The organism is Nocardia sp. NPDC052254 (assembly GCF_040679495.1).
In the GTDB taxonomy this organism is placed as follows: domain Bacteria; phylum Actinomycetota; class Actinomycetes; order Mycobacteriales; family Mycobacteriaceae; genus Nocardia.
On sequence record NZ_JBFAUW010000002.1, the window covers coordinates 600798 to 626993 of the forward strand.

Below are 26196 nucleotides of genomic sequence, written 5' to 3' on the forward strand. Positions count from 1 at the left end.
ATTCCTCCCTTGCACCTCACATTGATGTCAGGTCTTACGGTACGCCCATGTTGCTGCTGACCGACTTCCAGTCCCGCCACCTGCACCTGCCCAATCGCATCGTGATGGCGCCGATGACCCGCCTGCGTTCGCATCGCGACGGTTCCCCGACCGCCGACGTCGTCACCTACTACACCCAGCGTGCCCGGGCGGGGCTCATCATCACCGAGGGAATCTGGCCGCACCCCAGCGGTCAGAGCGAGGCGTGGGTGCCGGGACTGTCCACCGGCGCACACGTCGACGCCTGGCGGCGGGTCACCGAGGGTGTGCACGCCGCGGGTGGCCGAATCTTCGCGCAGCTCATGCACGGCGGCCGCCTCGGACATCCGCTGGCTCGCATCGATGGCACTGTGCCGGCCGGGCCATCGGCGGTGCCGACCGGGGACACCGTACATCTGCTCGATGGCGGTAAGGCACCCGCTCCGGAGCCACGGGCCATGACCGGCGCCGAAATCGTCCAGGCGGTGGAGTATTACGCCGACGCGGCCGCCAATGCGCTCGCCGCGGGCTTCGATGGGGTCGAAATCCACGGCGCGAACAGCTATCTGGTTCATCAGTTCCTGGCCGACAACACCAATCTGCGGACCGATGAATACGGCGGCACCCTCGCGGGACGGATGCGATTCGCGCTCGAGGTCACCGATGCCGTTGCCGCCGTGGTGGGTTCACGGCGGGTCGGCATCCGGCTGTCGCCGGGCAATCCGCAGTTCGGGATGCGCGAGGCGGATCCGGCACCGCTGTATCGCGCCCTCGTCGCCGAGCTCGACCGGCGCGATCTGGCCTATCTGCATCTCACCGACAACGACCGGTATCCGGCGTTGGCCGATCTGCGACCGCGGTGGAGCGGCACTCTCATCGCCAATGTGGGGGAGAACCGGGAGCGGACAAGTCCGGCGGCAGCCGAATCCCAGCTGGCCGCCGCGCGCGCCGACCTCGTGTCGTTCGGCCGCGCGTTCATCGCCAACCCGGATCTGGTGCGACGTATCGAGCGTGATCATCCGCTGGCGGACCTGCGCGCGGAGGGACTCTACGGGCGGAATGCGGTCGGCTACACGGACTATCCGGAATACGAGCCTGGGATCGGCCGCGTCGCCTGATCGGGAAAGGGCCGATGACCGTCCGGTTCGTATCCCTCGGCTCGCTCATCTCGGGCTTCCAGGATTACGGGTACGACGGGCATCGGCGAGTTCCATTGTCACAGAGCCGAATCGGGGTGGGCGCGGCGGGCGGCTCAATGCCAGCGTTGCAGGAGCCGATTCGCCTCGGTGCTCAGGGCCCCCTGCAGGAAGGGGCCGAAACTCACTCGGGCGACGCCCAATTCGGCGAACCACGCGCGATCGCCTTGATCGGGAAGTCCGATCGCATTGACCGGGAGTGGAAGTTCGGTGCACAGCCGGCGCAGGATCTCCGGATCGCGCTGACCCACCGGATACAGCACATCGGCGCCGGACTCGGCGGCCAGCCGCATCCGCTCCAGCACCCGCTCGACCCGATCGGGAGTGTTCTGGTCCTCGCGCAGGAACAGATCGGTGCGAGCGTTGACGACCACATGCACACCCGCGGCATCGGCCGCCTGCCGCAGTCCGGCCACGAAATCGGCATGCTCCTGGGGTTCGCGCAGGCGACCACCCTCGCTGTGCACCGAATCCTCGATGTTCAGGCCGACCGCGCCCGCCTCGAGCAGGCCGTCGATCAACTGCGCCGGCTTCAGGCCGTAACCGGATTCGATGTCGACCGAGACGGGGATGTCGACGGCGGCGGTGATCTCCCGGACGCGGGCCATCGATTCCGGGTAGGTCATACCCTCCTGATCCGCCTTGCCCAGGGAATCGGCCAGTGGATGGCTGCCGACGGTCAGGGCGGCGAATCCGGCCTCTCGGACCAGGTTCGCCGACCATGCGTCCCAGACGGTGGGCAGGATCGCCGGATCACCGGGGCGGTGCAGTTCGAGGAAGGTGGTGGCCTGCTGGCTCAATGCGGTCATGGATCGATCCTCGCCCATGTGCGGTTCCCGCCGCCAGTGAACTCTCGGTGCGGTTCACACCGGCTGTACGCTCCGCGCCGGCACCGGGTTGCTGCCACCGGTGCGCGGTTACGCGGGCTGCCTGCTCCGGGCCCGCGCGGCCGCGGTGTTGTCTGCCGGTGTCCGCGCAACCCGTCCGCGGTTACGCGGGCTGCCTGCTCCGGGCCCGCGCGGCCACCGGGGACCTCGGGCGTAGTGGCTGGGGCAACCACGGCAGGATCGGGTCCGGGGCGCGATCGAGGATGCCACCGACCGGGTCGTCGACGCCGTCTCGGCGTACAGGATCGAGTTCGGGCCGGTAGATCTGACGGACGATCAGCGCGCACAGGCCCGCGACCGCGAGATCGCGGATCAGCACCGCGCCGGTGAACCACTGTTCGGGGACACCCTTGTCGTCGGTGCCCAGGTAGTAGTACATCCGCGGGAACCACACCAGCGCGTCGACCGTCATCCACGCCAGCAGGATGCGCCGATGTGGCAGGGCCAGTACCGCCAGCGGTACCAGCCACAGTGAATACTGCGGACTCCACACCTTGTTGGTCAGCAGGAAGGCCGCGACCACGAGGAAGGCCAACTGGGCGACCCGGGGACGGCGGGCGGCGGTGAGAGCGATGTAGGCGATCACGGCGCACGCGGTCGCGAACAACAACAGCGACACCGTATTCAGCGCGGTCGGGCTGTCCGCGGCGGGAATCCGGCCGTCGAATCCGGGCCAGCCGGTGAACGACGTGATCACGTTGTAGAGCGAATCCGGATCGGCGTGCCGCTGGCTGTTGAGCCGGAAGAACTCCCACCAGCCATCGGTGAACGGCACGGCGATCGGCAGATTGACCACCAGCCAGGCCAGCGCCGCCGAGACCACCGCCACGAATGCGGCCCGCATCGGACTGACGCGGGCACCGGCCAGATAGTCGCGCAGGGCGTCGATCACATTGTTTCCGTTGCGGCGCAACTGCTCCCGCAGGCCCGGCAATCGGTCCCGGCCGTCGGCGCGCAGACACAACACGACGATCGGGCCGAGCAGCAGCAGCGGATACAGTTTGGCCGCGCCGCCGAGCCCCAGCAGCACACCGGCCAGTACCGGCCGCCGCCGCGCCCACGCGAGGAGGCCGGTGGCCGCGAAAGCCGTTGCCAGCGCATCGAAATTGGTGAAGATGTGCACCAGGACCAGCGGTGACAACGCGATCAGCGCGGTATCCCAGATCCGTCGGCCCGACAGCATCGCCGAGGCCCAGACCGTCACCAGCCAGGCCATCGCCAGGCCCACCGCCACGACGTTGAAATACACCACCACCGACAGTGCCTTCGGGAGTGGCAGGGCCAGCCAGACATTGGCGACCTCCATCGCCACGTACTGGTAGAGGCCCGACAACACCGGGTACTCCATGTACCGGTTCTCGAGCTTGCCGTCGGCGCCGGTGTCCACCCACTTCTTCTTGTACGGGAACGCGCCTTCGTCCAGATGTTCGGCGCCGTAGAGCGGCACCGTGTCCGAATAGCACATGGCCACGTACTGGCGGCCGTTGTTCCAGTCCAGGGTGCGATGCCCGTCGGAGGTGGTGGTCTGCTGGATGCAGCCGGCCTTACCGGCCCAGCCGAAGGCCAGGAACACCACGGCGAAGGCCAGCAGAATTCGCAGCGGAGTCCAGAAACGGGATCTCCCGACCAGTGCGTGATCGCCGACCGGGCCGCCGATGACAGTGCTGGCCTGCGCGGTCAGTGAATCGGTACGGCTGGGTCTGTCCCGGCGGCTGTTCGATCGCATATCCGCCGCCGCGGGGCCCGCGGAAACGAAACCGGTGGCGGTATCGACGCCTTCGTCACCGAACGTCGATGCCGCCACCGGCTGTTGCTCACTCACGCCACCCGAGGCTACCGGTGCGGGTCGGACTAGCCGTCCCCTGTCCCGGTGCCGTCGTTGTACCCGTGCGCGCCGGGCCGCTCGGACCGTGAATTGCCACTCGTTTCACCGGAATTGGAGGTGGTCGGAGTGGATCCGTCGGCGGGCGCCACCGGTTGTCCCGGCATCGGCCCGGAATCCTGTGATTGCGGCTGGTTCTGATTCTGCGACTGTCCGCGCGGATTCGGCTGCAGGCCCGGCACCGGAATGGTGATACCCGGCAGGATCTCGACCTGCGACGGCTTCACCACGACGGGCGGCTGGTAGTCCTGGGTGGTGCTGGGCGCGGTGTACGGCGCCGAATACGACGGCACACCGGCTTGACCACCGATCGCGGCGGGTTTCGGGAACGTCTCCTTCGGCGTGCCGTCGAGCGCGCCGTCCATGGTGTCCTTCCAGATATCGGACGGCAGACCCGAGCCGTACATGATCGCGCCGCCCGAGGTCTTCAGCGCGACACCATCCGCGGTGCCGACCCAGACCGCGGTGGACAGCGACGGGGTGAAGCCGATCATCCAGGCGTCCTTGTTCTGACCGGTGTCGCCGAGCTGGGTGGTACCGGTCTTGGAGCCGGACAGACGCCCACCGGCGAGTCCGTGATTGCGCGAGGACGCCGCGATCGGCTGCATCGCCGAACTGAGGTTGTCCGCTACGGCCGAGGAGATGCGCTGTTCACCGGCGACCTGCCCGCGGTCGAAAAGTACCTGGCCGTCGGCGGAGACGACCTTCTCGACGAAATGCGGTTTGTGGTACATGCCCGAGGCCGCGATGGTGCCGTACGCCGAGGCCATATCCAGCGGGCGAACCTGGTACTGGCCCAGGATGATGCCGTTGTTGGGTCCCGAGCCGTCGGATTCGGTCAGGGTCTGGCCGACTCCCGGAATCGTGTCGGGGATACCCATCTTGTGGGCCATCGCCGCGATCTTGGTCGGGCCGTTCGGCATATCGACTTCCATGCGGTAGAAGCTGGTGTTCAGCGACCGCTTGAGTGCCTCGGCGATGGTGCAGGTGCCGCAGGTCTCACCTTCGGCATTGGTGATCTTGATGCCGTTGACGGTGAGATCCGAGCTGTCGTACATCGTCGACAGCGGCTTGCCGAGTTCGAGATTCTCGGCCAGGCCGAAGACCTTGAAGGTCGAGCCGGACTGCAGGCCGGCGTTGGCGAAGTCCCAGCCCTGGCCGTCGTCACCGCCGTAATAGGCGCGCACCGCACCGGATTTCGGATCGACCGAGACGACCGCCGAGCGGACCTCGTCGCGTTCGCCCTGCATATTCTTGTGGACCGCATCGACGGCCGACTGCTGGGCCTTCTGATCGATCGTCGTGGTGATCTGCAGACCCTCTTTGTTGATCTGCGACTCGGTGATGCCCGCGTCCGAGAGTTCCTGCATGACCTGCCGTTTGATCAGGCCACTCGAGCCGGGCTCCTGCGGATTGGCATCGTCCTCCTTCGAACTGGACGACTCCACCTTCGGGTACACCATCTTGGTGCGATCGGCGGCGGGCAGGTTACCGCTCGCGACCATACCGTCGAGGACGTAGTTCCAGCGCTGTTCGGCACCCTTCGGATTGTTCTCCGGATCCAGGCCGTATGGCTGCTGGATGGTGGCGGCCAGCATCGCGCCCTCTTCGACGGTCAGCTGTTCGACCGGCTTGTTGAAGTAGGCGTGCGCGGCGGCGTCGATACCGAAGGTGCCGCGTCCGAACGGGATGGTGTTCAGGTACGCGGAGAGGATGTCGTTCTTGCTCCACTGCCGCGCCATCTTCGCCGAGATCACCAGCTCGCGCATTTTTCGGCTGAGCGAGTGCTGATTACCGACCATCGAGTTCTTGACGTACTGCTGGGTGATCGTCGAACCACCGCCGGCGCTGTCCTTGCCCAGCACGTTGTCGCGCGCGGCGCGGACGAAACCGGAGATCGAGAAGCCGGGATTGCTGTAGAAGTCCCGGTCTTCGGCCGCGATCACGGCATTGCGCACATGCGGAGGGATCTGGTCGATGGTGACATCGGTCCGGTTGCCCTGCGGCGGAACGATCTTGCTGATGACCGAGGTGCCATCCGAGGCCAGAATCGTGGCGACCTGATTGGTTTTGAGATCGCCCGGTTGGGGTACCGACACCGTCGTGTACGCGATCAGGAAGACCGCGCTGGGCACGACGATGGCCAATGCCACCAGGACGTAGATCACTCGGCGCACGATGCGCCACGGCGATTTCTTCTTGCCCTTGGAGCCTTTGCCACCCGGACCGCTGCCGTTACCGCCGGTGCCCTTGCGGGGCGGTGGGCCCGACGGCGGACCGCCCCCTTCGCCTGCGCGGCGGTTACCCGGACCGGACGGCCGGGAGCCGGCGCCGCCCGGTGCCGAGCGATTGGCCGCACCGGACCGCTGGGTTCGCTGCGCCATGGCCTCGCCGAGCGTGCCGCCCGAGATCTTCTGGGTCGACTGCGATTTCTGGGTGCTCTCACCGGGTTTGGCGATCTTCTGAGTGGACTGTGCACCACCCGGTCCGGCCGGTGCTCCGGGGCGGCGTGGGCCACCCGCCGGATTCGGCTGGCCGCCACGAACGGTGGGTTGTCCGCCCGTTCGCGGCGGGCCGCCCGGACCACGCATCGGGGGTTTGCGATCGCCCGGCGGTGGGCCGGGGCGACGGGGCGCTCCACCCGCGGGATTGGGCGGCGGACCGCCGGGTCCCGGCGGCTGTCCGCCGCGCGGGCCCTGTCCGCCGACCGGCCCCGAGGGCGGTGCCTGGCGACGCGGCGGTAGCGGCCGGGCGCCTGGCGGGGTCCCGCCGGCCGGGCGCGGCGGCTGCCCACCGGGGCCGGGTTGCGGGCCGCGCGGGGGCCGACCGCTGTTCGGTCCATCGTCGTAAGGCGAAGTCACAGCCTGGATCTCCATAACTCGATACGGTCCGGATAGCTTTGTGCCGGATAGCTTCGTGCGGGCGCGCCCAGCCGACTGCCGCCGGCCTGGGAACTGCACCGCATATCAGTCGAGTGTGCCTGTCATTCGGCCGCGGTCCGGCGGGCGCCGCCTCGACGACGCCGCGGTGCCGGGGTGTGCCCCAGCACATAGGACTGCACCAGATGGTTCCAACTACAGGTCCGGCACACCTCGACCACGTGCACCGAGAACTCTTCGCGAGTCTCGGCCAGCCGCACCAGTTCCTCGGGGGTTCTAGCGGAACCTGCGACCGGCCCCAGACCGTCGCCGTAGACCCACGATACGAGCGTGAGCTGTTCTCTTCGGCAGATCGGGCATGTGACCTCGCTCCCCCGCCCGTGGAATTTCGCCGCCCGCAGGAGATACGGATTCGCATCACATACTTCGGCGACGCCAACCCGGCCCGCATAGACATCGGCAAGCAGCGACCTGCGCCGGAGCGCATAGTCGACCACCTGCCGCTGAATTCGCACGAACCCAGAGTACTTGCGTCGGCCGCGGCACGGCATGCCACGGAGAGAAGGAGCACGTTCCTTTCCGCTCACTATATCGGTCCGATATAGTTGGCAATCGCATCCATCGGTTAGGTCTGTTCAACACGTCAGGAGGTGAGGCCCGTGCTCGAGTTGGCGATTCTCGGGCTGCTCCTGGAGTCACCCATGCACGGCTACGAGCTGCGCAAACGGTTGACGGGCCTGTTGGGACCATTCCGGGCTTTCTCCTACGGGTCGCTGTACCCGACGCTGCGGCGCATGCAGACCGACGGTCTGATCGCCGAGGAGAGTCCGGCCGGCGCGGTCACCCGCCGGGCTCGCCGGGTCTACCAACTGACCGAACCGGGTCGCGAGCGGTTCAGTGAACTGCTCGCCGATACCGGTCCGCAGAACTACACCGATGACGGCTTCGGCGTTCATCTCGCCTTCTTCAGCCGCACCCCCGCCGAAGCGCGGATGCGGATTCTCGAGGGCAGAAGACGGCAGGTCGAGGAGCGCCGAGAAGGACTGCGGGAGGCGATCAAACGTGCCAGCGGAACGCTGGATCGCTATACCCGCCAGCTCCATCAACTCGGTCTCGAATCAAGCGAGCGCGAAGTGCGCTGGCTCAACGAGTTGATTGCTGCCGAGCAATCAATGAAGGCGGCACCACAGAAAGAGGGAAATGTCGGCCATGAGTGATGTCAACCCGGCTGCTGAGATTCGCGTGGCCATCGTCGGCGTGGGCAACTGTGCCTCCTCGCTGGTCCAAGGCGTGCAGTACTACAAGGACGCGGACGAGAACGCGACCGTGCCCGGTCTGATGCACGTCAAGTTCGGGCAGTACCACGTACGCGATGTGAAGTTCGTCGCGGCGTTCGACGTCGATGCCAAGAAGGTCGGTTTCGACCTCTCCGACGCGATCTTCGCCAGCGAGAACAACACCATCAAGATCTCCGACGTGCCGCCCACCGGCGTCACCGTGCAGCGCGGCCCGACCCTCGACGGCATCGGCAAGTACTACGCGCAGACCATCGAGCTCTCCGAGGCCGACCCGGTCGATGTGGTGCAGGCGCTGAAGGACGCGCAGGTCGACGTGCTGGTTTCGTACCTGCCCGTCGGTTCGGAAGATGCCGACAAGTTCTACGCGCAGTGTGCCATCGACGCCAATGTCGCATTCGTGAATGCACTGCCCGTCTTCATCGCCTCGGACCCGGCCTGGGCCCAGAAGTTCGTCGACGCCGGCGTGCCGATCGTCGGTGACGACATCAAGAGTCAGGTCGGCGCGACCATCACCCACCGCGTGATGGCCAAGCTGTTCGAGGACCGCGGCGTGCAGCTCGATCGCACCATGCAGCTGAACGTCGGCGGCAACATGGACTTCAAGAACATGCTCGAGCGCGAGCGCCTGGAGTCCAAGAAGATCTCCAAGACCCAGGCCGTCACCAGCAACCTGAAGAAGGAACTGGGCGCCAACGATGTGCACATCGGCCCGTCCGATCACGTGGGCTGGCTCGATGACCGCAAGTGGGCCTACGTCCGTCTCGAGGGCCGCGCCTTCGGTGACGTCCCGCTGAACCTCGAGTACAAGCTCGAGGTGTGGGACTCGCCGAACTCGGCCGGCATCATCATCGACGCGGTGCGGGCGGCCAAGATCGCCAAGGACCGCGGCATCGGCGGACCGGTCATTCCGGCCTCGGCCTACCTGATGAAGTCCCCGCCGAAGCAGCTGGCCGACGATGTCGCCCGCACCCAGCTGGAAGCGTTCATCATCGGCGCCGAGTAGTCCGGGTTCCGAACCGAAGCCGGGCCGCACGGAAATCCGTGCGGCCCGGCTTCTTTCGTTGCTCAGTCCAGGGAGACGTACACCTCGACCGAGGTCGGTCCGGTGTAGCGCTCGATCTCCGCGGCGTGGGAGCGGGTGATGGTGCCGGAGCTCTCGGCCTTGGCGACCTTGGCCCAGGCGGTCCGGAGCAGGTCGTAGGGCTTGTCGGAGACCACGAACTTGGCGTAGCGGCCCGCGGGGATGCGAGTGATCACGTCACCGGTGTCGAGTTCGCCGAGACCGTTCAGCTCGTAGCCGAGGACGGCGACGGCGTGGTCGTCCTGGCCGATGTAGGCCGCCACCCGGGGGACGGCCTTCTCCCGCGAGAGGTAGCGGTCCCAGGTGAAGTTCACCAGGTCCAGATCGCGGGCGGTCACCTCGCGACCCGCGAGCGGTACGGTGAGTCCGCCGACCAGACTCGGTTCCAGAGTGACGATTTCGAAGTCCACGGGTCCCTACCTGCTCTCGGCGATGGAATTGCCCTGTGCCACTGCACTGCTCGGCGCATCGGTCAGGGAATCGCTGTCCAGGGCGACGAACACCTCGACCGTGCCGGCATCCGGATAGTGCTCGAAATCGCCGGTGTACGCCCGGACCAGCGCTCCGGCCGCCTCCAGATCCCACACCGCGCGCCAGATCGAGACGATGGTGTCGCCCAGATCGTCACCGGTGCGCAGGAACCGCGCGAACTTCGCCGCGGGGACCCGGGCCAGCACATCGCCGGGCTGCAGATCGTCGAGGCTGTCGCAGCGGTAGCCGACGATGTGGGTGAGGTAGGAACCGATCTCGGGCGCGTGGTCGACGTAGGCGGTCGCCGGCGGGCCGGGTAACCGGCGTGCCAGCGTTCGCTTCCACGCCTCTTCCACCTTCAGTCTGCGTGGTCCCTCGACCGCCAGCGCCGGGCTGCGTAGGACCGTGCCCGCCACCAGTGTCTCGTGGCGCTCAACGACATTGAAATCCACCCGTGTCGCCCCTAAATGTCTCGTATTCGACCCCGTTCCACCCTATCGGCGTGCGCTGGGTGATGGCCGGATAACTCCGATTCGTTTCATCACAGCCTGCCGGATCGGGGGGTCATCCCGGAACCGGCACGCTCAGACCGGGGAATATCTCGATCTGGCGGGGCGGGGGTGGCGGCTGCGGCGGCGGGGGCGGTGCGGGCGGAATGACGATCACCGGCGGCGCCTGTTGCTCCTGCTGTGGCGGTTGCAGCACATCGAACGGCGCCTGACCGGTGGGCTGTGGCGGGGCCTGCTGCGGCGGTGAGTCGGCGAACGGCCCGGCCTGGTCCGGCTGGGTCTCCGGCGGTGCGGCGAACGGCCCGGCCGGGGGCGGTGGCTCGGGATTCGCGAACTGTTCGACCGGGGCCCCGGCGAGCGCGTCGTCCATGGTGCGCTTCCAGATATCCGACGGCAGGCCGGATCCGTAGATCATGCCGCCCCCGGAGGTCCGGATCGCCTCCGGTTGATCGGTTCCCACCCAGACCGCGGTGGACAGCGACGGGGTGAAGCCGATCATCCAGGCATCCTTGTTCTGACCGGTGTCGCCGAGTTGTGTCGTGCCGGTCTTGGCCGCCGACGGCCGACCGGCCAGATTGTGCCCGTTCGAATACGCGGCGATGGGCTGCATCGCCTTGGTCGTCGTATCGGTGATGCCGCGAGCGAAGCGCTGCTGTGGCTGCGGCAGTGGCTGGCCGGCCCCGGGCACGGCGCGGTCGAGCAGCACCCGCCCGTCACCGCTCACGACCCGCTGGACGAAATACGGCTGGTGATAGGACCCCGAGGCCGCGATGGTGGCATAGGCGGAGGCCATGTCGATCGGCCGTACCGAATACACGCCGAGCGCGATCGACGGCGCGGGGACGCCGTCCGGTTCGGTCAGCGAGATGCCCGGAACGCCCGGGATCTCCTGCGGAATGCCGGCCTGGTGGGCGGCATCGGCCACCGCCTTCGGTCCGATCGCCTGGGTGAGCCGGACGAAACTGGTGTTCAGGGATCGCTTGAAAGCCTCGGCCAGAGCACAGGTTCCGCAGGATTCGCCCTCGACATTGGTCACCCGCACCCCGTTCACGACGACCGGCGCGCTGTCGAGCGGGGACGAGAGCGTGAAGCCCTGCTGCAGTGCGGCCAGCATCGCGAAGGTCTTGAACGACGAACCGGTCTGCAGCGGCGCCTGTGCGAAATCGAATCCGGCACCGTCCTCGCCGCCGTAGTAGGCGCGCACCGCACCCGAGCGCGGATCGATCGAGACCACCGCACTGCGCAACTGCGGTGGCTGACCGTCGAGCGTGCGGTGTACCGCGTCGAGGGCGGCGTCCTGGGCACGCGGGTCGATGGTGGTGGTGATCTGCAGTGCGCCGGTATTGATCTCCTGATCGCTGATACCCGCGCCATGCAGTTCGCGCACGACCTGGGTGCGCAGCAGGCCGGCCGGTCCGTGGGCGGCGTCGTCATCGGGCTTGGCCGCGGGCACGATCGTCGGGAACTGCACGGCGTCGCGGTCGCCGAGTTTCAGTACGCCCATCCCGACCATTCCGTCGAGGACGTAGTTCCAGCGCGCTTTCAGCTGATCGAGATGGGTCTCGGGATCGAGGATGGACGGTGTCCGCACGACCGCCGCCAGCACCGCTCCCTCGGCCAGGCTCAACTCCGCGACGGGCTTTCCGAAATAGGCCTGCGACGCGGCGGAGATCCCGTAGGCGCCGCGACCGTAGTAGATGGTGTTGAGATAGGCGGCGAGGATGTCGTCCTTACTCCATTGCCGCGCCATCTTCGCCGAGATCACCAGCTCACGCATCTTGCGCGACAGGGTGCGCTCGGAGCTCAGGAACGCGTTCTTGACGTACTGCTGAGTGATCGTGGACCCACCGCCGGCGTCGTCGTGCCCGAGCAGGTTGTCGCGTGCCGCGCGCAGGAAGGCAGAGGCGGAGAACCCCGGGTTGCGGTAGAAGTCGCGATCCTCGGCCGAGAGCATCGCATCCCGCATGCTCTGCGGCACCTCCGACAGCGGTACCAGTGTCCGGTTGCCCTCGGGCGGAATGATTTTCGCGAGCACAGTGGTGCCGTCGGCGGCGGTGAGGGTGGCGACCTGATTGCTCTGGACCGCGCCGGGATCGGGGACTTCGGCGCTCCAGTAGGCCAGCACCAGCAGCAATGACGGAATCGCGATGAAGACCACGAACAGGGCCAGCAGCACTCGGCGGATCTTCTGCCCCCGGGTGCGCGGGCGGCGTTCGGGCGCGTCCTCGGGTTTTCTGCGCCGCCGCGGGCGACCGTTCTGCGGCCGGGATGCCTCCTCTCTCGGCTTCCACCCGGCAACCGAGGCATAGGGCGCCGTTTCCGGCCGGCCGCGCCGCGGCTTGCGGGTCGAGCTCACGATCATCTCCTCCCGGAGTGTCGGTGAACGAGCGCGAGAACGGTGTCCGAATCCAGCCTACGACGCGAAGCCTCCCGACCCTACAGCTACCTTTCAGTAAACCATCGGGTCAGGTCGATATCCACGGTGGCGTCGCCATCGCTGCCGGCTCCGCAACTGGACCTGCAGCCCGCATCGCGTGCAGGGGAGCACCGTGTCTCTTCCGGATGGTAGCTCGGCAGACCGCCTGCCAGCTTCCGTTTTGTTCGCATCGTCGCGGATCGTGGTCGTTGTCCGACCAGCGGAACATTCCCCCGCCACCCACTTCTGGGTGCCTCGTTGCCCAGCTCTCGTGACACGCGAAACATCCGGAGAGGCGGTACCGCCTCAGCTCTTGACGCCGCCCGCGGTGAGGCCCGAGATGATGCGGCGCTGGAACAGCAGCACCATGATCACCAGCGGCACGGTGACGATGATGCCCGCAGCCATGATCGCCGCATACGGCTGGACCAGCGGATCGTTACCGGAGAACCGGGCGATCGCGACCGTGACCGGCTCGGTCTTGTCGGTCGAGAGCAGACTTGCCAGCAGATACTCGTTCACCGCGGCGATGAAGGCCAGGATCGCCGTCGTGAACACCGCCGGCGCTGCCAGCGGCAACATCACCAGACGGAAGGCCTGGAACCGGCCGGCGCCGTCGATGCGGGCGGCCTCTTCCAGTTCCCACGGGAGTTCGGAGAAGAACGATGCCAGGATGTAGACGGTCATCGGCAGCACGAACGAGATGTTCGGGATGATCATCGCCTGGTAGTGCCCGATCCAGCCGATATTGGTGAACAGCTGGAACAGTGGCGTGACCAGCACGACGACCGGGAACATCGAGGCGCTCAGGATCAGTCCGGCGACCACGGTCTTGCCGCGGAAGGAGATCCGCGCCAGCGCGTAGGCGGCCATCATGCCGATCGCCAGGGCGATCACCGTGGTCGCCGCACCGATGATGACGCTGTTGGTCAGTGCGCGCCCGAAGTCGTTGCCGCGACTGGTGTCGAAGGCGTTGCGGAAATTGTCGACGGTGACGTGGGTGAACCACGGGGTGTTGTCGAAGGTGTAGTCCGCGTCGCGGAAAGCGGTCACCAGCATCCAGTAGAACGGGCCCAGGCCCCAGACCAGGATGATCAGCGCACCGATGTACACCCGCACGGACCGCCACCACGGGGTACGACTGGAGCCCCGCGAAATCGCCGGGCGTGCCGCTGATTCGGTGGTCGCGGTGGAAACGGTAGCCATCATCGCGCCCTCCGTGATGTGCGGGACACCCGCACCCGGTCGGGCGCGACGGGTGCTGCGCAAGTGTTACTCATCGCGCCCTCCGCGGTTTGCGGGACACCCGCACCCGGTCGGGCCCGATGAGTGCTGCGCAAGTGTTACTCATCGCGCCCTCCGTTGCTCTTCCTGTGTGGCCACCGCATTGGCGCCCAGCACCTTCACCAGTACGAACGCGACCGCGAAGATCATCAGGAAGGTGAGTACCGACAACGCGGCCGCGCTGTTGGAGCCCTGCCGCACCTGATCGACGACCAGGATCGAGATGGTCCGGGTGGCCGGATTACCACCCATCATGATCGCCGGCAGATCGTAGAGCCGCAGTGCGTCCATCGTCCGGAACAGCACCGCGACCAGCAGTGCGGGCTTGAGCAGCGGAAGGGTGATCTGGGTGAACCGTTGCCAGGCCGAGGCGCCGTCGACTTTCGCGGCCTCGTAGACATCGTTCGGAATCACCTGCAGCCCAGCGAGAATCAGGAGGGCCATGAACGGCGTGGTCTTCCAGACATCGGCGATGATCACCGCGAATCGCGACGCCCACGGATCGGTCTGCCACAGGACGTGGGTGTGCAGTACCCGGTTGACCACCCCGTCGTACTGGAACATGAACTCCCACAGCCGCGCGGTGACCGCGGTCGGGATCGCCCACGGGATCAGCACCGCGGCGCGCAGCAGCGCCCGGCCGCGGAACGTCTTGCCCATGACCGTCGCCATACCGAGGCCGATGGTCGCCTCCAGCGTCACGGTGATCACCGTGAACAGTAGGGTGATACCGATCGCCGCCCAGAACTGCGAACCGAGATTGCCGGTGGGGCAGGCCTCGGTCCCACCGCCGGGCAGGGTGCACTGCTGCAGTAGCCAGTGCGTGTAGTTGCTGAAGCCGGCGTTGCCGCCCTCGACGAACATGCCCGTGGCGGGGTCGAGCCCGGCATCCTTCTGGAACGACATCACCACGGCCCGCACCACCGGATAACCGATGACGACGGCGAGCGTCACCAGCACCGGTGCGACGAACAACCACGCACGTCCGGACCCCGGAGGGAGCCGGAAGCCTCGGGAGTTACTGTCGCGCTTCGGTTTCGGGCTCCCCGGCTGATCGTCGGGTGGCGCGAGTTCGGTCGCACCCGAAGGATTCGACACGTTCAACTCTCCTACGGGGCAGGCTGCGGGCAGGGACGTCAGGAGCCGGCGGCTTCGATGCCCTTCTGCATGCCGATGATCGCGTCATCGACGGATTTGGCTCCGGTCAACGCAGCATATGCGTTGTCCTGGATCGCTTTCGACACCGCTGGGTAGAACGGTGTCACCGGACGCGGTACGGCGCTGGCGATCGAATCCTTCAGGGCCGGCAGATACGGGAACTTCGCGATCAGCGCCGGATCGTCGTACATCGACGACCGCACCGACGGCAGCGCGCCCTCGGAGACGATGCGCTGGGCGTCCTCGCTGATCAGGAAGCGCAGGAAGTCCAGCGCGGTGGCCTTGTTCTTGGAGTAGGAGCTGATGGCGGCGTTGTAACCACCGAGGGTGGACGCGCCGATGCCGTCCTTACCGGGCAGCGGGGTCACACCGAAATTGCCCTTGACCGCGGAGGAGTCCGCCCCGGCCACACCGTAGAAGTTCGGCCAGGTGCGCAGGAACATCAGTTTGCCCTGGGCGAAGGCGTTCTGGGACTCGGGCTCCTTGAAGGAGATGGCCTCTTTGGGGATGTCGCCGTTCTTGTAGGCGTCGGTGAGAACCTGCAGACCGGCACGCGACTGCGGCGAGTTCACCGTCGCGGTCTTGCCGTCCGGGCCGACGAACGAGCCGCCGTAGGCGTTGATGACCTCGGCCGCGTTCACGGTCAGACCTTCGTAGGGTGCGAACTGTCCTGCGTAGCAGCCGATTCCGTGATCACGGGCGATATTGCAGTCGGCGAGCAGCTCGGGCCAGGTCTTCGGCGGATTCGGGACCAGATCCTTGCGGTAGTAGAGCAGACCACCGTTGGTGTTGCGCGGGGCCGCGTAGAGGGTGCCCTGGTAGGTCGCGCTGGCGACGGTCGGCGACAGCAGCGTGGAGGTGTCGAGTGCGAAGGAGTCCTTCAGCGGCTGGATCCAGCCCTTGGCCGCGAACTCCGCGGTCCACGGCACGTCCAGCGCCATCACGTCGTAGTCGGGCTGCTTGGCCCGCATGTGCTGGGCCAGATCGTCGTACTGCTGAGAGGCGTCGTTGGACTGCTCTTTGAACGTGACCTGCTCGTTCGGGTGCGCGGCATTCCAGCGGTCGATGAGTTGTTTGACCGCACCGGTCTCGGTGGTGTCCTTACCTTCGACATAGGTGATCGGGCCGCGGCCGCCCAGGTTCTGGGTGGTCGGATTGCTGCCGTCACCACTGGAACAGGCACTCGTGAGCCCGGCGGTGAGCAGCGCCGCCGAGGCCGTGGCCAGCACGGCGCGGGACACGAGGGACCCGCGTCGCGGCGCGGCCGCCTGCGGCCGAGCCTTGTCCGAGGACGCCTTGTTCAAAGCCATCGATACTCCAGGGTCGTAACGAACACAGTTGCCAGGACGTGAGCGCCCGCACACTGCGCCGGTTGCACAAGGCAAGATACATTGCTCGGCCGCTCTGTGACATACGGCGTCCGCCCCTCCCTACATGGTTACGCGAGCTGCCGCCTCCGGGAGGTGCTACCGCCGGGACATACGGCGTCCGCCCCTCCCTACGTGGTTACGCGAGCTGCCGCCTCCGGGAGGTGCTACCGCCGGGACATACGGCGTCCGCCCCTGCACAGCATGTCGGTGGGTTCTCGTATCCTGGCGCTCGATGGCGACTCAACCTCAGGACAAGCTGCTCACCCGCATCGGTGGGCTGCTGCGTCAGGCCGAGTCGACCGACAACGAGCACGAGGCCGAGGCATTCCTCGCCGCGGCGCAACGGCTGGCCACGCGTTCGTCGGTGGATCTGGCGGTGGCGCGGGCGCATATCGCGGGGCGGGAGCGGCGCCCGGCGCCGATGCAGAAGGTCGTGCCCATCGGTGAGGCCGGGAAGAAGGGGCTGCGGACCTACGTGCAGTTGTTCGTGGCGATCGCCTCGGCCAACGATGTGCGCTGTGATGTCACCCGAACATCGACCCAGGTGTACGCCTACGGTTTCGACACCGACATCGCGACCTGCGAGGCGCTGTACACGAGTCTGCTCGTCCAGATGGTGCGGGCGTCGGACCACTACATCAAATCCGGCGCCTATCGATCGGCCACGGTGGAGAAGATCGTGACCGAGACGCGCTGGGGTCGAAAGGTGCAGCGGCGCATACAGGCCCCTGTCGCAGCGGTGACCGCGCGGCTGAATTTCCAGATGGCGTTCGCCGATCGGGTGGGGCGGCGCCTGGCGGAGGTGAAGTCCGATGTGGAGGCCGAGGCGGTTCGCGAGGACGGGGCCGCGGGTGCGTTGTCCAGCGCAACCGCGCTGGCGTTGCGCGACAAGGATCTCGAACTCAGCGACTTCTACGGCCGTACCTCCGAGGCGCGTGGCACCTGGCGTGGGCCGCAGGAATCCGCCGGTTATTCGAAGGCGGCCCGGCGCGCCGGTGACCGCGCCGGCCGTGACGCGCGGCTCGGGACCTCACCCGAACTACCCGCCGCACGCGGGAGCCTGAAAGCTCGCGGAGCATGACCGCGGATTCGTTGTGACACCGCGAGATTCGCAGCGCGCCCGGGTCTACGACGCCGAGGGGCTCGTGCGCCGGATTCTCGACCGAGCCGAGGAATTCGACGTCCGCACGATCGAGCTGCACGGCTCGACGATCACCCTGCCGATCGAACGGAAATTCGCCTCGGTGGCGTCGGTGCAGGATTACGCGGACCGCGTGCTCGAGCTGAATTGGGTACGTGCCCACTGGGTTCGAGCCACCGAAGCGCTCACCGTCCGAGCGCGCGCGGGCACCGGCGCGGCGCACTACGAGATCGGCCGCGCGGTCCTGGCCGTACCCCTGCACACCGGCGGAACCGCCTGGGCGCTGCGCGAATTGGTGATCCTGCACGAGCTGGCCCACCACCTCGAGCCCGCCGACGCCGAGTGTGCCCCGCACGGCCCGGAATTCTGCGCACGCTATGTGGAGCTGGTCGACGGCGTCATCGGCCCCGAGACCGCTCTGCTGCTCCGCACCACCCTGTACGACTGCGGTGCCCGGATCGGCTGAAACCCGGGCAGGTCGGTGCGAGGGCTGTGGTGCGTGGGCGCGTCGTCTCGCGGATCGGCATCGACTGGAAACCGATGCGAGATGCTCGGCCTCGGGCGGTGCCGTACCGGGCGAATCACGGCCGATGGTCGGCGCCCGCCACCGGGCAATGCGCCGGCGGGCGAGGTGCGCCGGGGCGGCCAAGGGACGGACCGCTCGCGAGGCGCGCCGGATCGGGCGAGGTTCGGACCGCTCGTCGTGATCGCGGCCCGAACCTCGGCGTCGCGTGGCCTACTGCCCGGGTGCCCCGCTCGTCTTGACCGTGGGGTCGATGAGTGCGAAGACCTCGCCCTGTGGCGCCCGGATGACCGCGGAGCGGCCGAACGGGGTGTCGCTGACCGGCATGAGGACGGTGCCGCCGAGTTCGGTTGCCAGCGCGACGGATTCGTCGGTGCCCGCGACCTGGAACCAGGTCAGCCAGTACGGCGGGGTTTCGCCGAGTACGTGGGAGGCGTCCATCAGCCCGCCGAGGACGTCGGCATCGGGCAGGCGGAAGGTGGAGTAGACGAAATTCTGGCCGTCGCCGATCTCGTCGAAGTTCCAGCCGAACACACGGCGGTAGAACTCCTGGGCGGTGGCGTAGTCACCGGTGTGCAGTTCGTTCCAGCAGTACGCCCCCGGTTCGTTGTAGATCCCGGCACCCTTGTGGTTCTTGGCCTGCCAGACGCCGAAGACGGCGCCGGTGGGATCGGCGGCGACGGACATGCGGCCGACATCCATGACATCCATGGGCGGCACGAAGACCGTTCCGCCGGCCGCGCCGACGGCGGTGGCGACGGCATCGGCATCGTCGGCGGCGAGATAGGTGGTCCAGACCGAGGGCATCGGGCCGGCGCCCATCTTGGGGCCGATTCCGGCCACGGGTCTGCCGCCCAGCATCGCCATCAGATATCCGCCCGCCTCGGGCGGGCTGTCGAGAATCTCCCAGCCCAGCAAACGGGAGTAGAAGTCGCGGGCGGCCTGGGGATCGTCGACCGAACAATCGACCCAGCAGGGCGTACCCTGCGGCCACGCAGAATCACGAGTGGGCATAGCTGAACTCCTGTCGTTGTTCGAGCAGGTGAGAACTGCTTGTGGCGCATCTTCAGCTAAGCACAGTCCGGCCACCGGGAACACCCACATCACGATGGTCGATCGGTGACGATGTGCGGCCGTCCGCTCCAGCCGGGCGAGGGCGTCCCGCGGGGCTGCGTTCGAGGCGGAAAGCGGCGGTCGTGAACCTCAGCCGAGTAGCCGCAGGACCCGGGCCAGGCGATCGTGCCACCAGGCCCGGCGTTCGGGGTCGGGATGGCGGAAGCGCTGCAGGGCATCGGGATCCGGTGCCGGTGGTGTGCGGGGGACACTCAGATAACCGTCGACCGGCCGCAGCGGTTGCGCGACCACATCACCGTCGAAGAGGTTGACGGTGCCCAGTCCGCAGGCATGGCCGAGTTCGGGCAGCGCGCCCGCGAGGGCGAGCTGCGCGGACAGTCCGATACTGGTCTCCAGCGCCGAGGAGATCACGCACGGTAGTCCGGCCGCCTCGGCCACCGCCAGTGCCCGGCGCACCCCGCCCAGCGGCGTACATTTCAGCACCGCGATGTCGGCGGCGCCGGCGACCGCGACCCGTAGTGGGTCCTCGGCGCGACGAATGGATTCGTCCGCGGCGATGGGGACGTCGATCCGCCGCCGAACCGCGGCCAGTTCCTCGATCGTCCGGCAGGGCTGTTCGGCATATTCCAAACCGCCTGCGGCACGGTCTATCTGCCGTAGATTCGCCACCGCGGTCTCGACATCCCACAGCGCATTGGCGTCCACTCGCAGTGCGCCTTCCGGCCCCAGCGCATCGCGTACCGCCGCCACTCGCTCGATGTCCTCGCCGAGGGAATCGGGATGGTCGGCCACCTTGATCTTCGCGGTGCGGCAACCGGATTCGGCGGCGATCGCGTATGCCCGGTCCGGTGGAACGGCCGCGACGGTGCAGTTGATCGGAATGCGCTCGCGGACCGGGTCCGGCCACCCACGCTCGATCTGTTCGATGGTGGTGGCCAGCCAGTTCGCCGCTTCCCGATCGTCGTATTCGACGAACGGGCAGAATTCCCCCCAGCCTCGCGGCCCCTCGATCAGCATCCCCTCGCGCACGGTGATGCCACGGAATCGGTTACGCAGCGGAATGGCGTACACCAGGGCGGATGCCGGATCCAGATCGCTCACCCGAGTCAGCCTATCGAGCGGATGCGCCCGTGCCCGGACGACTGTGCCGGTGGTGGCGGTCCGGCATCGGGACCGCCACCGGGTGCTCACAGTCGTTCGTAGATGGTGGCGTTGGCCAAACCGCCCGCCTCACACATGGTTTGCAATCCGAAGCGGGCGTCGCGCTCGTGCAGGGCATGGACCAGCGTGGTGGCCAGGCGGGCGCCGGACGCGCCGAGCGGATGTCCGAGGGCGATCGCGCCGCCGTTGACATTCACCTTCGACAGATCCGCCCCGGTGTCGTCGGCCCACGCCAGGACCACCGACGCGAATGCCTCGTTCACCTCGAACAGGTCGATGTCGGGCAGGGACAACCCCGAGCGCCGCAGCACCTTTCGCGTCGCGGGGATCACCGCGGTGAGCATGAGCAGCGGATCGTCACCCGCGACCGCGAAACTGTGCAGCCGGGCCAGCGGGGTCAGGCCCAGTTGCCGGGCCTTCTCGCCGGTCATGATCAGCACCGCGGAGCTGCCGTCGTTGATCTGGCTGGCATTGGCGGCGGTGATGTTCCAGCCGATCTCCGGGAAGCGGGCGGCATAGCTCTCGCTGTAATAGGCCGGGCGCAATCCGGCGAGGGTCTCCAGGGTGCTGCCGACCCGGATGCCCTCGTCGGCGGTCAGGCCCGCCACCGGTGCCAGCTGTCCTTCGAAGGCGCCGTTCTTCGTCGCACTCGCGGCCTTCTCGTGGCTGGCCAGGGAGAACTCGTCCATCCGGGTGCGGGAGATGTTCCAGCGTGCGGCGATGAGCTCGGCCGAGATGCCCTGCGGCACCAACTCGTCCGGGTAACGCTCGGCGAAGGCCGCACCGTTGATGTCGGTGGCACCGAGCACGCTTGCGCCCATCGGTACCCGGCTCATGGATTCCAGCCCGCCGGCGACCACGACGTCGTAGGCCCCGGCCAGCACGCCCTGCGCGGCGAAATGGATGGCCTGCTGACTGCTGCCGCATTGGCGATCCACGGTGGTGGCGGGCACCGCTTCGGGATATCCGGCCGCGAGCGCGGCCCGGCGGGTGATGTTGACCGATTGTTCGCCGACCTGGGTGACCACGCCGCCGATCACATCGTCGATCAGCACCGGGTCGATCCCGCTGCGGCGGACCACCTCGCGCAGGCTGTGCGCGAACAGGTCGACCGGATGCAGATCGTGCAGTGCCCCGGTGGCTTTGCCCTTGCCGATCGGGGTGCGTACGGCCTCGACGATCACTGCGTCTCTCATGGCGATTCCTCCGATATCGCGACGTTGCGACGATCTAACTCGTTCTCTCTATAGCCAGAGTATGCTCTGGCATTAGTCGCCACAAGTCAGGTTGGGTATGATGAGAATCATGCCGGTAAAGCTGGAAGGACCCTTGCGTGATCTGAACTCGTGGAAGCCGGACGGCTGTTCCATCGTGAAGGCGATCGATGTGGTCGGCGCCCGTTCGAGTCTGCTGATCCTGCGCGAGGCCATCTATGGCACCACGCGATTCGACGGTTTCGCCGCGCGGGTCGGGATCACCGACGCCGCCGCGGCGGCCGCGTTGCGCAAACTCACCGAGGCGGGCCTGTTGCGCAAGCAGCCCTATCAAGAGGAGGGCAAGCGCACCCGCAACGAATACGTGCTCACCGAGATGGGCCGCGATCTGCTCCCGGTGATCTTCGCGCTGTGGCAGTGGGGTGACAAATACCTGCAGGACGGCGTGCCGCCGCTGGAGCGGGTCGAGGACACGACCGGGGAACCCGTGCGGGTGGAACTGCGCAGCGCCGGGGGCGACGAGGTGGGGCTGGAGGATGTCCGGATCCGCGTGAATCAGCAGTGGCGACCGGCACGGACCCGTGCGCGCGACACGTGATCGATCTGCCCTCGAACGGCGGGAACCGTTCGAGGGCAGATGATTACGGTGACTACTTCAGGCGCGCGCCGGTGTCGGGATCGAAGAAGTAGGTGTGCTCCGCGGTCGTGGTGAGGTGGAGCTTGTCACCCTTCTGCGGGGGATTGCGCCAGTCGGCGCGCGCGACGATCGTCTCGTCGCCGCCGGTCTCGCCGAGGGTGCGGCCGTAGATGTAGGCATCGGACCCGAGTTCCTCGACCACATCGATCTCCATGGCGATTCCCTCGGAGCCACCGGCCAGGTCGAAATGCTCCGGACGGACGCCGACCACCAGGGTCTCGCCCGCGGCATCGGTCACCGAGCGCGGAACCGGCAGGGCGTGCCCGCCGACCGTCACCGATCCGTCGGACAGCGGCACCGTGAACAGATTCATCGCAGGTGAGCCCATGAAACCCGCGACGAACAGATTCGCCGGATCCCGGTACAGATCCCGCGGGGAGGCGCACTGCTGCAGCAGTCCGTCCTTGAGGACCGCCACCCGATCGCCCATCGTCATGGCCTCGACCTGATCGTGGGTGACATACACGGTGGTGGTGCCCAGCCGGCGCTGCAACTGCGCGATCTGGGTGCGGGTCTGTACCCGCAATTTGGCGTCGAGATTCGACAGCGGCTCGTCCATCAGGAACACCTGCGGCTGGCGCACGATGGCGCGGCCCATCGCGACGCGCTGACGCTGACCGCCCGACAGTGCCTTCGGCTTGCGGTCCAGGAACGGCTCGAGGTCCAGCAGTTTCGCCGCCTCCAGCACCCGCTGGTTCTTCTCCGCCTTGGGCACCTTGGCCATCTTCAGGGCGAAGCCCATGTTCTCCGCGACCGTCATGTGCGGGTACAGCGCGTAGTTCTGGAACACCATCGCGATATCGCGCTGTTTGGGTTCGGCGTCGGTGACGTCGCGCTCGCCGATCAGGATGCGGCCGCCGTTGACCTCTTCGAGGCCCGCGAGCATGCGCAGCGAGGTGGACTTGCCGCAGCCGGACGGACCGACCAGCACCAGGAACTCGCCATCGGCGATCTCGAGGTCCAGTGCGTCGACGGCGGGTGTTGCAGCGCCCGGGTAGAGCCGGGTGGCTTGGTCGAAAGTGACCGTGGCCATGGTGAATCAATCCCTTCACCGGCAGGAACGTGCCGGACGATCCGAGTAGAGGGTGGTCCACCGCATCCTAGGTGAGCGCGGTGGCCGTGGGCGCGGCCTCGTGTGTCCCGTCGCCACCGGCGGGTGACGAGTAGCCTCGGCAACGGTCCCGAACAGCCGTGACAACAGCTGCACCAGACGAAGGAGCAAGGGATGAGTCGACCGGTTCGCATCGGAGTTCAGCTCCAGCCACAGCACGCCCCCGAGTACGGACTGATCAGGGACGCGGTGCTGCGGGCCGAGGATGCGGGCGTGGACGTCGTCTTCAACTGGGACCACTTCTATCCGCTCTACGGTGATCCCGACGGCGCGCATTTCGAATGCTGGACCATGCTCGGCGCGATCGCCGAGCAGACCGATCGGGTCGAACTGGGCGCACTGGTCACCGGCGGCGGATACCGCAATCCGGATCTGCTCGCGGATATGGCTCGTACCGTCGACCACATCTCCGGTGGCCGGCTGATCCTGGGAATCGGCGCCGGCTGGTTCCAGAAGGACTACGACGAGTACGGTTACGAATTCGGCACGCCCGGAACGCGTCTGGCGCTGCTCAAGGACTATCTGGCCCGGATCGACGCGCGGCTGGGCAAATTGAATCCGCCGCCCGTGCGCAAGATCCCGATCCTGATCGGTGGCGGCGGTGAGAAGAAGACGCTGCGGCTGGTGGCCGAGTACGCCGACATCTGGCATACCTTCGCGAAACTCGATGTGCTGGAACACAAGTCGAAGATATTGGCCGATCACTGTGCCGCGGTCGGCACCGATCCGGGGCGGATCGAACGGTCGGTGGACTGGCCGGGCGCCGAGGCCGCGCAGACGCTGGTCGGCGCCGGGGCGACCCTGTTCACCGTCGGCGTCGGTGGCCCCGATTACGACCTGACCGCGGTCGAGGAGGCCATCGCCTGGCGCGACTCCTTCAATCCGGAGCCGGTCGCCGGTATCGCCTGATTCGCTCGAATCACCCGGATTCGATTACTTCCGGGCCCGGGTAGCAGGACCTGGAGGCTGTCGCGGCGCGCCGGTGCCGTCCGGCGCGCCGCTCCCACCGCTAGGGTTCTGCCATGGCCCGTTTGCCCGGCTCCCGTCACCGTGCGCCGATCGCGGTGATGGCGGCGATACTGTTGCTGTTCCTCGCCGCCTGTAGTTCCGACGGTGGCGGTTCCACGGCGGAGAAGAATCTGTGCTCGCCGCCCGGACCGTCGGCCGCATCGCCCGCGCCGACCAAACTGGCCGCCGGTGCGACGGCGGGTGCCGACCGATTCACCACCGAGTCGACGGTGCCGCTGACTTCCATCGATGTCAATCGGCTGGGGCTGGCCCAGCCGGGTGTGCTCAGCGTGGGAACGCTGTCGGACGCGCCGCCGAGTATCTGTGTCGATCCGTCGGGCACGTTCACCGGATTCGATAACGAACTGCTGAGGGCGATCGGCGCGAAACTCGGCCTGCGGGTGCAGTTCTCGGGTACGGAGTTCGCCTCGCTGCTGTCGCTGGTCTCCACCGGGCGCTTCGATGCGGGTTCGTCGAGCATCACCACCACCGACGCCCGGCGGCAGCTGGTCGGCTTCACCAACGGCTACGATTTCGGCTACTTCTCGCTGGTGGTATCCAACGGCAGTGCGATCCACGGCTTCTCGGATCTGCGGCCGGGTATGCGCATCGGCGTCGTCCAGGGCACCGTGCAGGACGAGTACGTCACCGGAACCCTGCATCTGGACGCGGTGAAGTTCCCCGACTACAACACCGCCTACGCGAATCTGAAGACCGGGCAGATCGATGCCTGGGTCGCACCGTCCCAGCAGGCCACCGGAGCGATCAAGCCGGGTGATCCGACCTCGATCGTGCAGAACACCTTCAGCTTGGACAATTTCACCGCGTGGGCGGTGCGCAAGAACAATCAGCCGCTGATCGATGCGCTCAATGCGGGGCTGGACGCGATCATCGCCGACGGCACCTACGCCAAGCTGTATTCCGACTGGGTGCCGCGCCCGTTTCCGCCGGGCTGGAAGCCGGGCTCGAAATCGGCGCCGATGCCGCAGCTACCGGATTTCGAGAAGATCGCCGCCGAGCATCAGGGCAACGATCAGCAGGTGGCGCCGAAATCCACCCTGGCGCAATTGAAGGACACCTTCTTCGATTGGTCGCTGTACCGCAAGGCATTTCCCGACCTGTTCAAGACCGGTCTGCCGAATACGCTGATCCTGGCGCTGGTTTCGGGTGTGCTGGGAACCCTGATCGGCATATTGCTCGCGGTTGCGGGAATCGCGCGCACGCGCTGGTTGCGATGGCCCGCGAGGGTGTACACCGATATCTTCCGCGGACTACCCGCGGTCGTGATCATCCTGTTGATCGGCCTGGGCATCGGGCCGGTGGTCAAGGGGGTCACCGGGAACAATCCGTACTGGCTCGGCGCGGTGGCACTGGCCCTGCTGGCCTCGGCGTACATCGGCGAGATCTTCCGATCGGGCATCCAATCGGTGGAACCCGGCCAGCTCGAGGCGGCGCGGGCCATCGGATTCGGCTATCGGCAGGCCATGACCCTGGTGGTGATTCCGCAGGGGGTGCGGCGGGTGCTGCCCGCGTTGATGAATCAGTTCATCGCGCTGATCAAGGACTCGTCACTGATCTACTTCCTGGGCCTGCTCGCCTCCCAGCGCGAACTGTTCGCGGTGGGCCGGGACCTGAATTCGCAGACCGGGAATCTGTCGCCTCTGGTCGCCGCGGGCCTGGTCTACCTGCTACTCACCATTCCGCTCACCCATCTGGTGAACTACATCGATCGCCGGCTGCGATCCGGGCGACCCGAAATCGCCGAGGATGAAATCGAACAGGCAGTCGTCACGGAAGGGCGCGGAGCGTGAGCGACGA

At 67.1% G+C, this 26196-nt stretch carries 22 protein-coding genes; 8 read left to right on the forward strand and 14 right to left on the reverse strand.

The window, feature by feature from the left end:
* Positions 1-47: 47 nt before the first annotated feature.
* Positions 48-1136, forward strand: coding sequence for an alkene reductase (locus AB0L57_RS07685; RefSeq protein ID WP_364958684.1), 1089 nt, complete (start codon positions 48-50; stop codon positions 1134-1136).
* Positions 1137-1270: 134 nt separating this feature from the next.
* Here AB0L57_RS07685 and AB0L57_RS07690 read toward each other — a convergent pair whose 3' ends face one another.
* The 4 genes from AB0L57_RS07690 to AB0L57_RS07705 form a co-directional block, all read right to left on the reverse strand.
* Positions 1271-2023, reverse strand: a complete 753-nt coding sequence (locus AB0L57_RS07690; protein WP_364958686.1) for an isocitrate lyase/phosphoenolpyruvate mutase family protein — start codon at positions 2021-2023, stop codon at positions 1271-1273.
* Positions 2024-2204: 181 nt separating this feature from the next.
* Positions 2205-3827 (reverse strand): glycosyltransferase 87 family protein, encoded by a 1623-nt coding sequence (locus AB0L57_RS07695; protein ID WP_364959319.1) that lies wholly within the window; start codon positions 3825-3827, stop codon positions 2205-2207.
* A 125-nt stretch (positions 3828-3952) separates the two neighbouring features.
* Positions 3953-6574 (reverse strand): transglycosylase domain-containing protein, encoded by a 2622-nt coding sequence (locus AB0L57_RS07700; RefSeq protein WP_364958688.1) that lies wholly within the window; start codon positions 6572-6574, stop codon positions 3953-3955.
* Between the two features lie 392 nt (positions 6575-6966).
* Positions 6967-7377 carry a DUF5318 domain-containing protein gene (locus AB0L57_RS07705; protein ID WP_364958690.1) on the reverse strand — a complete coding sequence of 137 codons (411 nt, stop codon included), beginning with the start codon at positions 7375-7377 and terminating at the stop codon, positions 6967-6969.
* Positions 7378-7521: 144 nt separating this feature from the next.
* Here AB0L57_RS07705 and AB0L57_RS07710 point away from each other — a divergent pair, with 144 nt between their 5' ends.
* A complete protein-coding gene (locus AB0L57_RS07710; protein WP_364958692.1) occupies positions 7522-8079 on the forward strand; it encodes a PadR family transcriptional regulator in 558 nt (185 codons plus the stop codon).
* On the forward strand, positions 8072-9163 hold the full coding sequence (locus AB0L57_RS07715) for an inositol-3-phosphate synthase (RefSeq protein WP_025353540.1): 1092 nt from the start codon (positions 8072-8074) through the stop codon (positions 9161-9163). The genes AB0L57_RS07710 and AB0L57_RS07715 overlap by 8 nt, the downstream gene beginning before the upstream one ends.
* A gap of 62 nt (positions 9164-9225) precedes the next feature.
* Here AB0L57_RS07715 and AB0L57_RS07720 read toward each other — a convergent pair whose 3' ends face one another.
* The 6 genes from AB0L57_RS07720 to AB0L57_RS07745 form a co-directional block, all read right to left on the reverse strand.
* Positions 9226-9651, reverse strand: a complete 426-nt coding sequence (locus AB0L57_RS07720; RefSeq protein ID WP_364958695.1) for a GyrI-like domain-containing protein — start codon at positions 9649-9651, stop codon at positions 9226-9228.
* Between the two features lie 6 nt (positions 9652-9657).
* Positions 9658-10164 (reverse strand): effector binding domain-containing protein, encoded by a 507-nt coding sequence (locus tag AB0L57_RS07725; RefSeq protein ID WP_364958697.1) that lies wholly within the window; start codon positions 10162-10164, stop codon positions 9658-9660.
* Between the two features lie 112 nt (positions 10165-10276).
* The gene (locus AB0L57_RS07730) at positions 10277-12583 is read right to left on the reverse strand and encodes a transglycosylase domain-containing protein (RefSeq protein ID WP_364958699.1); all 2307 of its coding nucleotides are present in this window, start codon (positions 12581-12583) and stop codon (positions 10277-10279) included.
* Between the two features lie 360 nt (positions 12584-12943).
* Entirely contained in the window at positions 12944-13846 is a 903-nt protein-coding gene (locus AB0L57_RS07735; protein WP_364958701.1) for a carbohydrate ABC transporter permease, read from the reverse strand.
* A 138-nt stretch (positions 13847-13984) separates the two neighbouring features.
* Positions 13985-14896: a sugar ABC transporter permease gene (locus tag AB0L57_RS07740; RefSeq protein ID WP_364959321.1), complete on the reverse strand. Its 912-nt coding sequence runs from the start codon at positions 14894-14896 to the stop codon at positions 13985-13987.
* 161 nt (positions 14897-15057) lie between these two features.
* Entirely contained in the window at positions 15058-16389 is a 1332-nt protein-coding gene (locus AB0L57_RS07745; protein ID WP_364958703.1) for an ABC transporter substrate-binding protein, read from the reverse strand.
* A gap of 292 nt (positions 16390-16681) precedes the next feature.
* Between AB0L57_RS07745 and AB0L57_RS07750 the strand changes: the two genes are divergently transcribed.
* On the forward strand, positions 16682-17530 hold the full coding sequence (locus AB0L57_RS07750) for a DUF2786 domain-containing protein (protein WP_364958705.1): 849 nt from the start codon (positions 16682-16684) through the stop codon (positions 17528-17530).
* A gap of 13 nt (positions 17531-17543) precedes the next feature.
* Complete coding sequence (locus AB0L57_RS07755) at positions 17544-18056, forward strand: TIGR04338 family metallohydrolase (RefSeq protein WP_364958707.1); 513 nt, start codon at positions 17544-17546, stop codon at positions 18054-18056.
* A 270-nt stretch (positions 18057-18326) separates the two neighbouring features.
* On the opposite strand, the gene AB0L57_RS07760 is transcribed toward AB0L57_RS07755, so the two are convergent.
* The 3 genes from AB0L57_RS07760 to AB0L57_RS07770 all read right to left on the reverse strand — a co-directional run bounded on the left by AB0L57_RS07760 (position 18327) and on the right by AB0L57_RS07770 (position 21544).
* The gene (locus AB0L57_RS07760) at positions 18327-19127 is read right to left on the reverse strand and encodes a VOC family protein (RefSeq protein WP_364958709.1); all 801 of its coding nucleotides are present in this window, start codon (positions 19125-19127) and stop codon (positions 18327-18329) included.
* A 189-nt stretch (positions 19128-19316) separates the two neighbouring features.
* Entirely contained in the window at positions 19317-20288 is a 972-nt protein-coding gene (locus AB0L57_RS07765) for an o-succinylbenzoate synthase (protein ID WP_364958711.1), read from the reverse strand.
* Positions 20289-20374: 86 nt separating this feature from the next.
* Entirely contained in the window at positions 20375-21544 is a 1170-nt protein-coding gene (locus AB0L57_RS07770; protein ID WP_364958713.1) for a thiolase family protein, read from the reverse strand.
* A gap of 97 nt (positions 21545-21641) precedes the next feature.
* Here AB0L57_RS07770 and AB0L57_RS07775 point away from each other — a divergent pair, with 97 nt between their 5' ends.
* Complete coding sequence (locus tag AB0L57_RS07775; protein WP_364958715.1) at positions 21642-22160, forward strand: helix-turn-helix domain-containing protein; 519 nt, start codon at positions 21642-21644, stop codon at positions 22158-22160.
* Positions 22161-22212: 52 nt separating this feature from the next.
* Here AB0L57_RS07775 and ugpC read toward each other — a convergent pair whose 3' ends face one another.
* Positions 22213-23292, reverse strand: coding sequence for a sn-glycerol-3-phosphate ABC transporter ATP-binding protein UgpC (ugpC, locus tag AB0L57_RS07780; RefSeq protein ID WP_364958717.1), 1080 nt, complete (start codon positions 23290-23292; stop codon positions 22213-22215).
* Between the two features lie 192 nt (positions 23293-23484).
* Here ugpC and AB0L57_RS07785 point away from each other — a divergent pair, with 192 nt between their 5' ends.
* Together AB0L57_RS07785 and AB0L57_RS07790 are read left to right on the forward strand one after the other, a co-directional pair.
* A complete protein-coding gene (locus AB0L57_RS07785) occupies positions 23485-24279 on the forward strand; it encodes an LLM class F420-dependent oxidoreductase (protein WP_364958719.1) in 795 nt (264 codons plus the stop codon).
* A 113-nt stretch (positions 24280-24392) separates the two neighbouring features.
* On the forward strand, positions 24393-26189 hold the full coding sequence (locus tag AB0L57_RS07790) for an ABC transporter substrate-binding protein/permease (protein ID WP_364958721.1): 1797 nt from the start codon (positions 24393-24395) through the stop codon (positions 26187-26189).
* Positions 26190-26196: the final 7 nt, after the last annotated feature.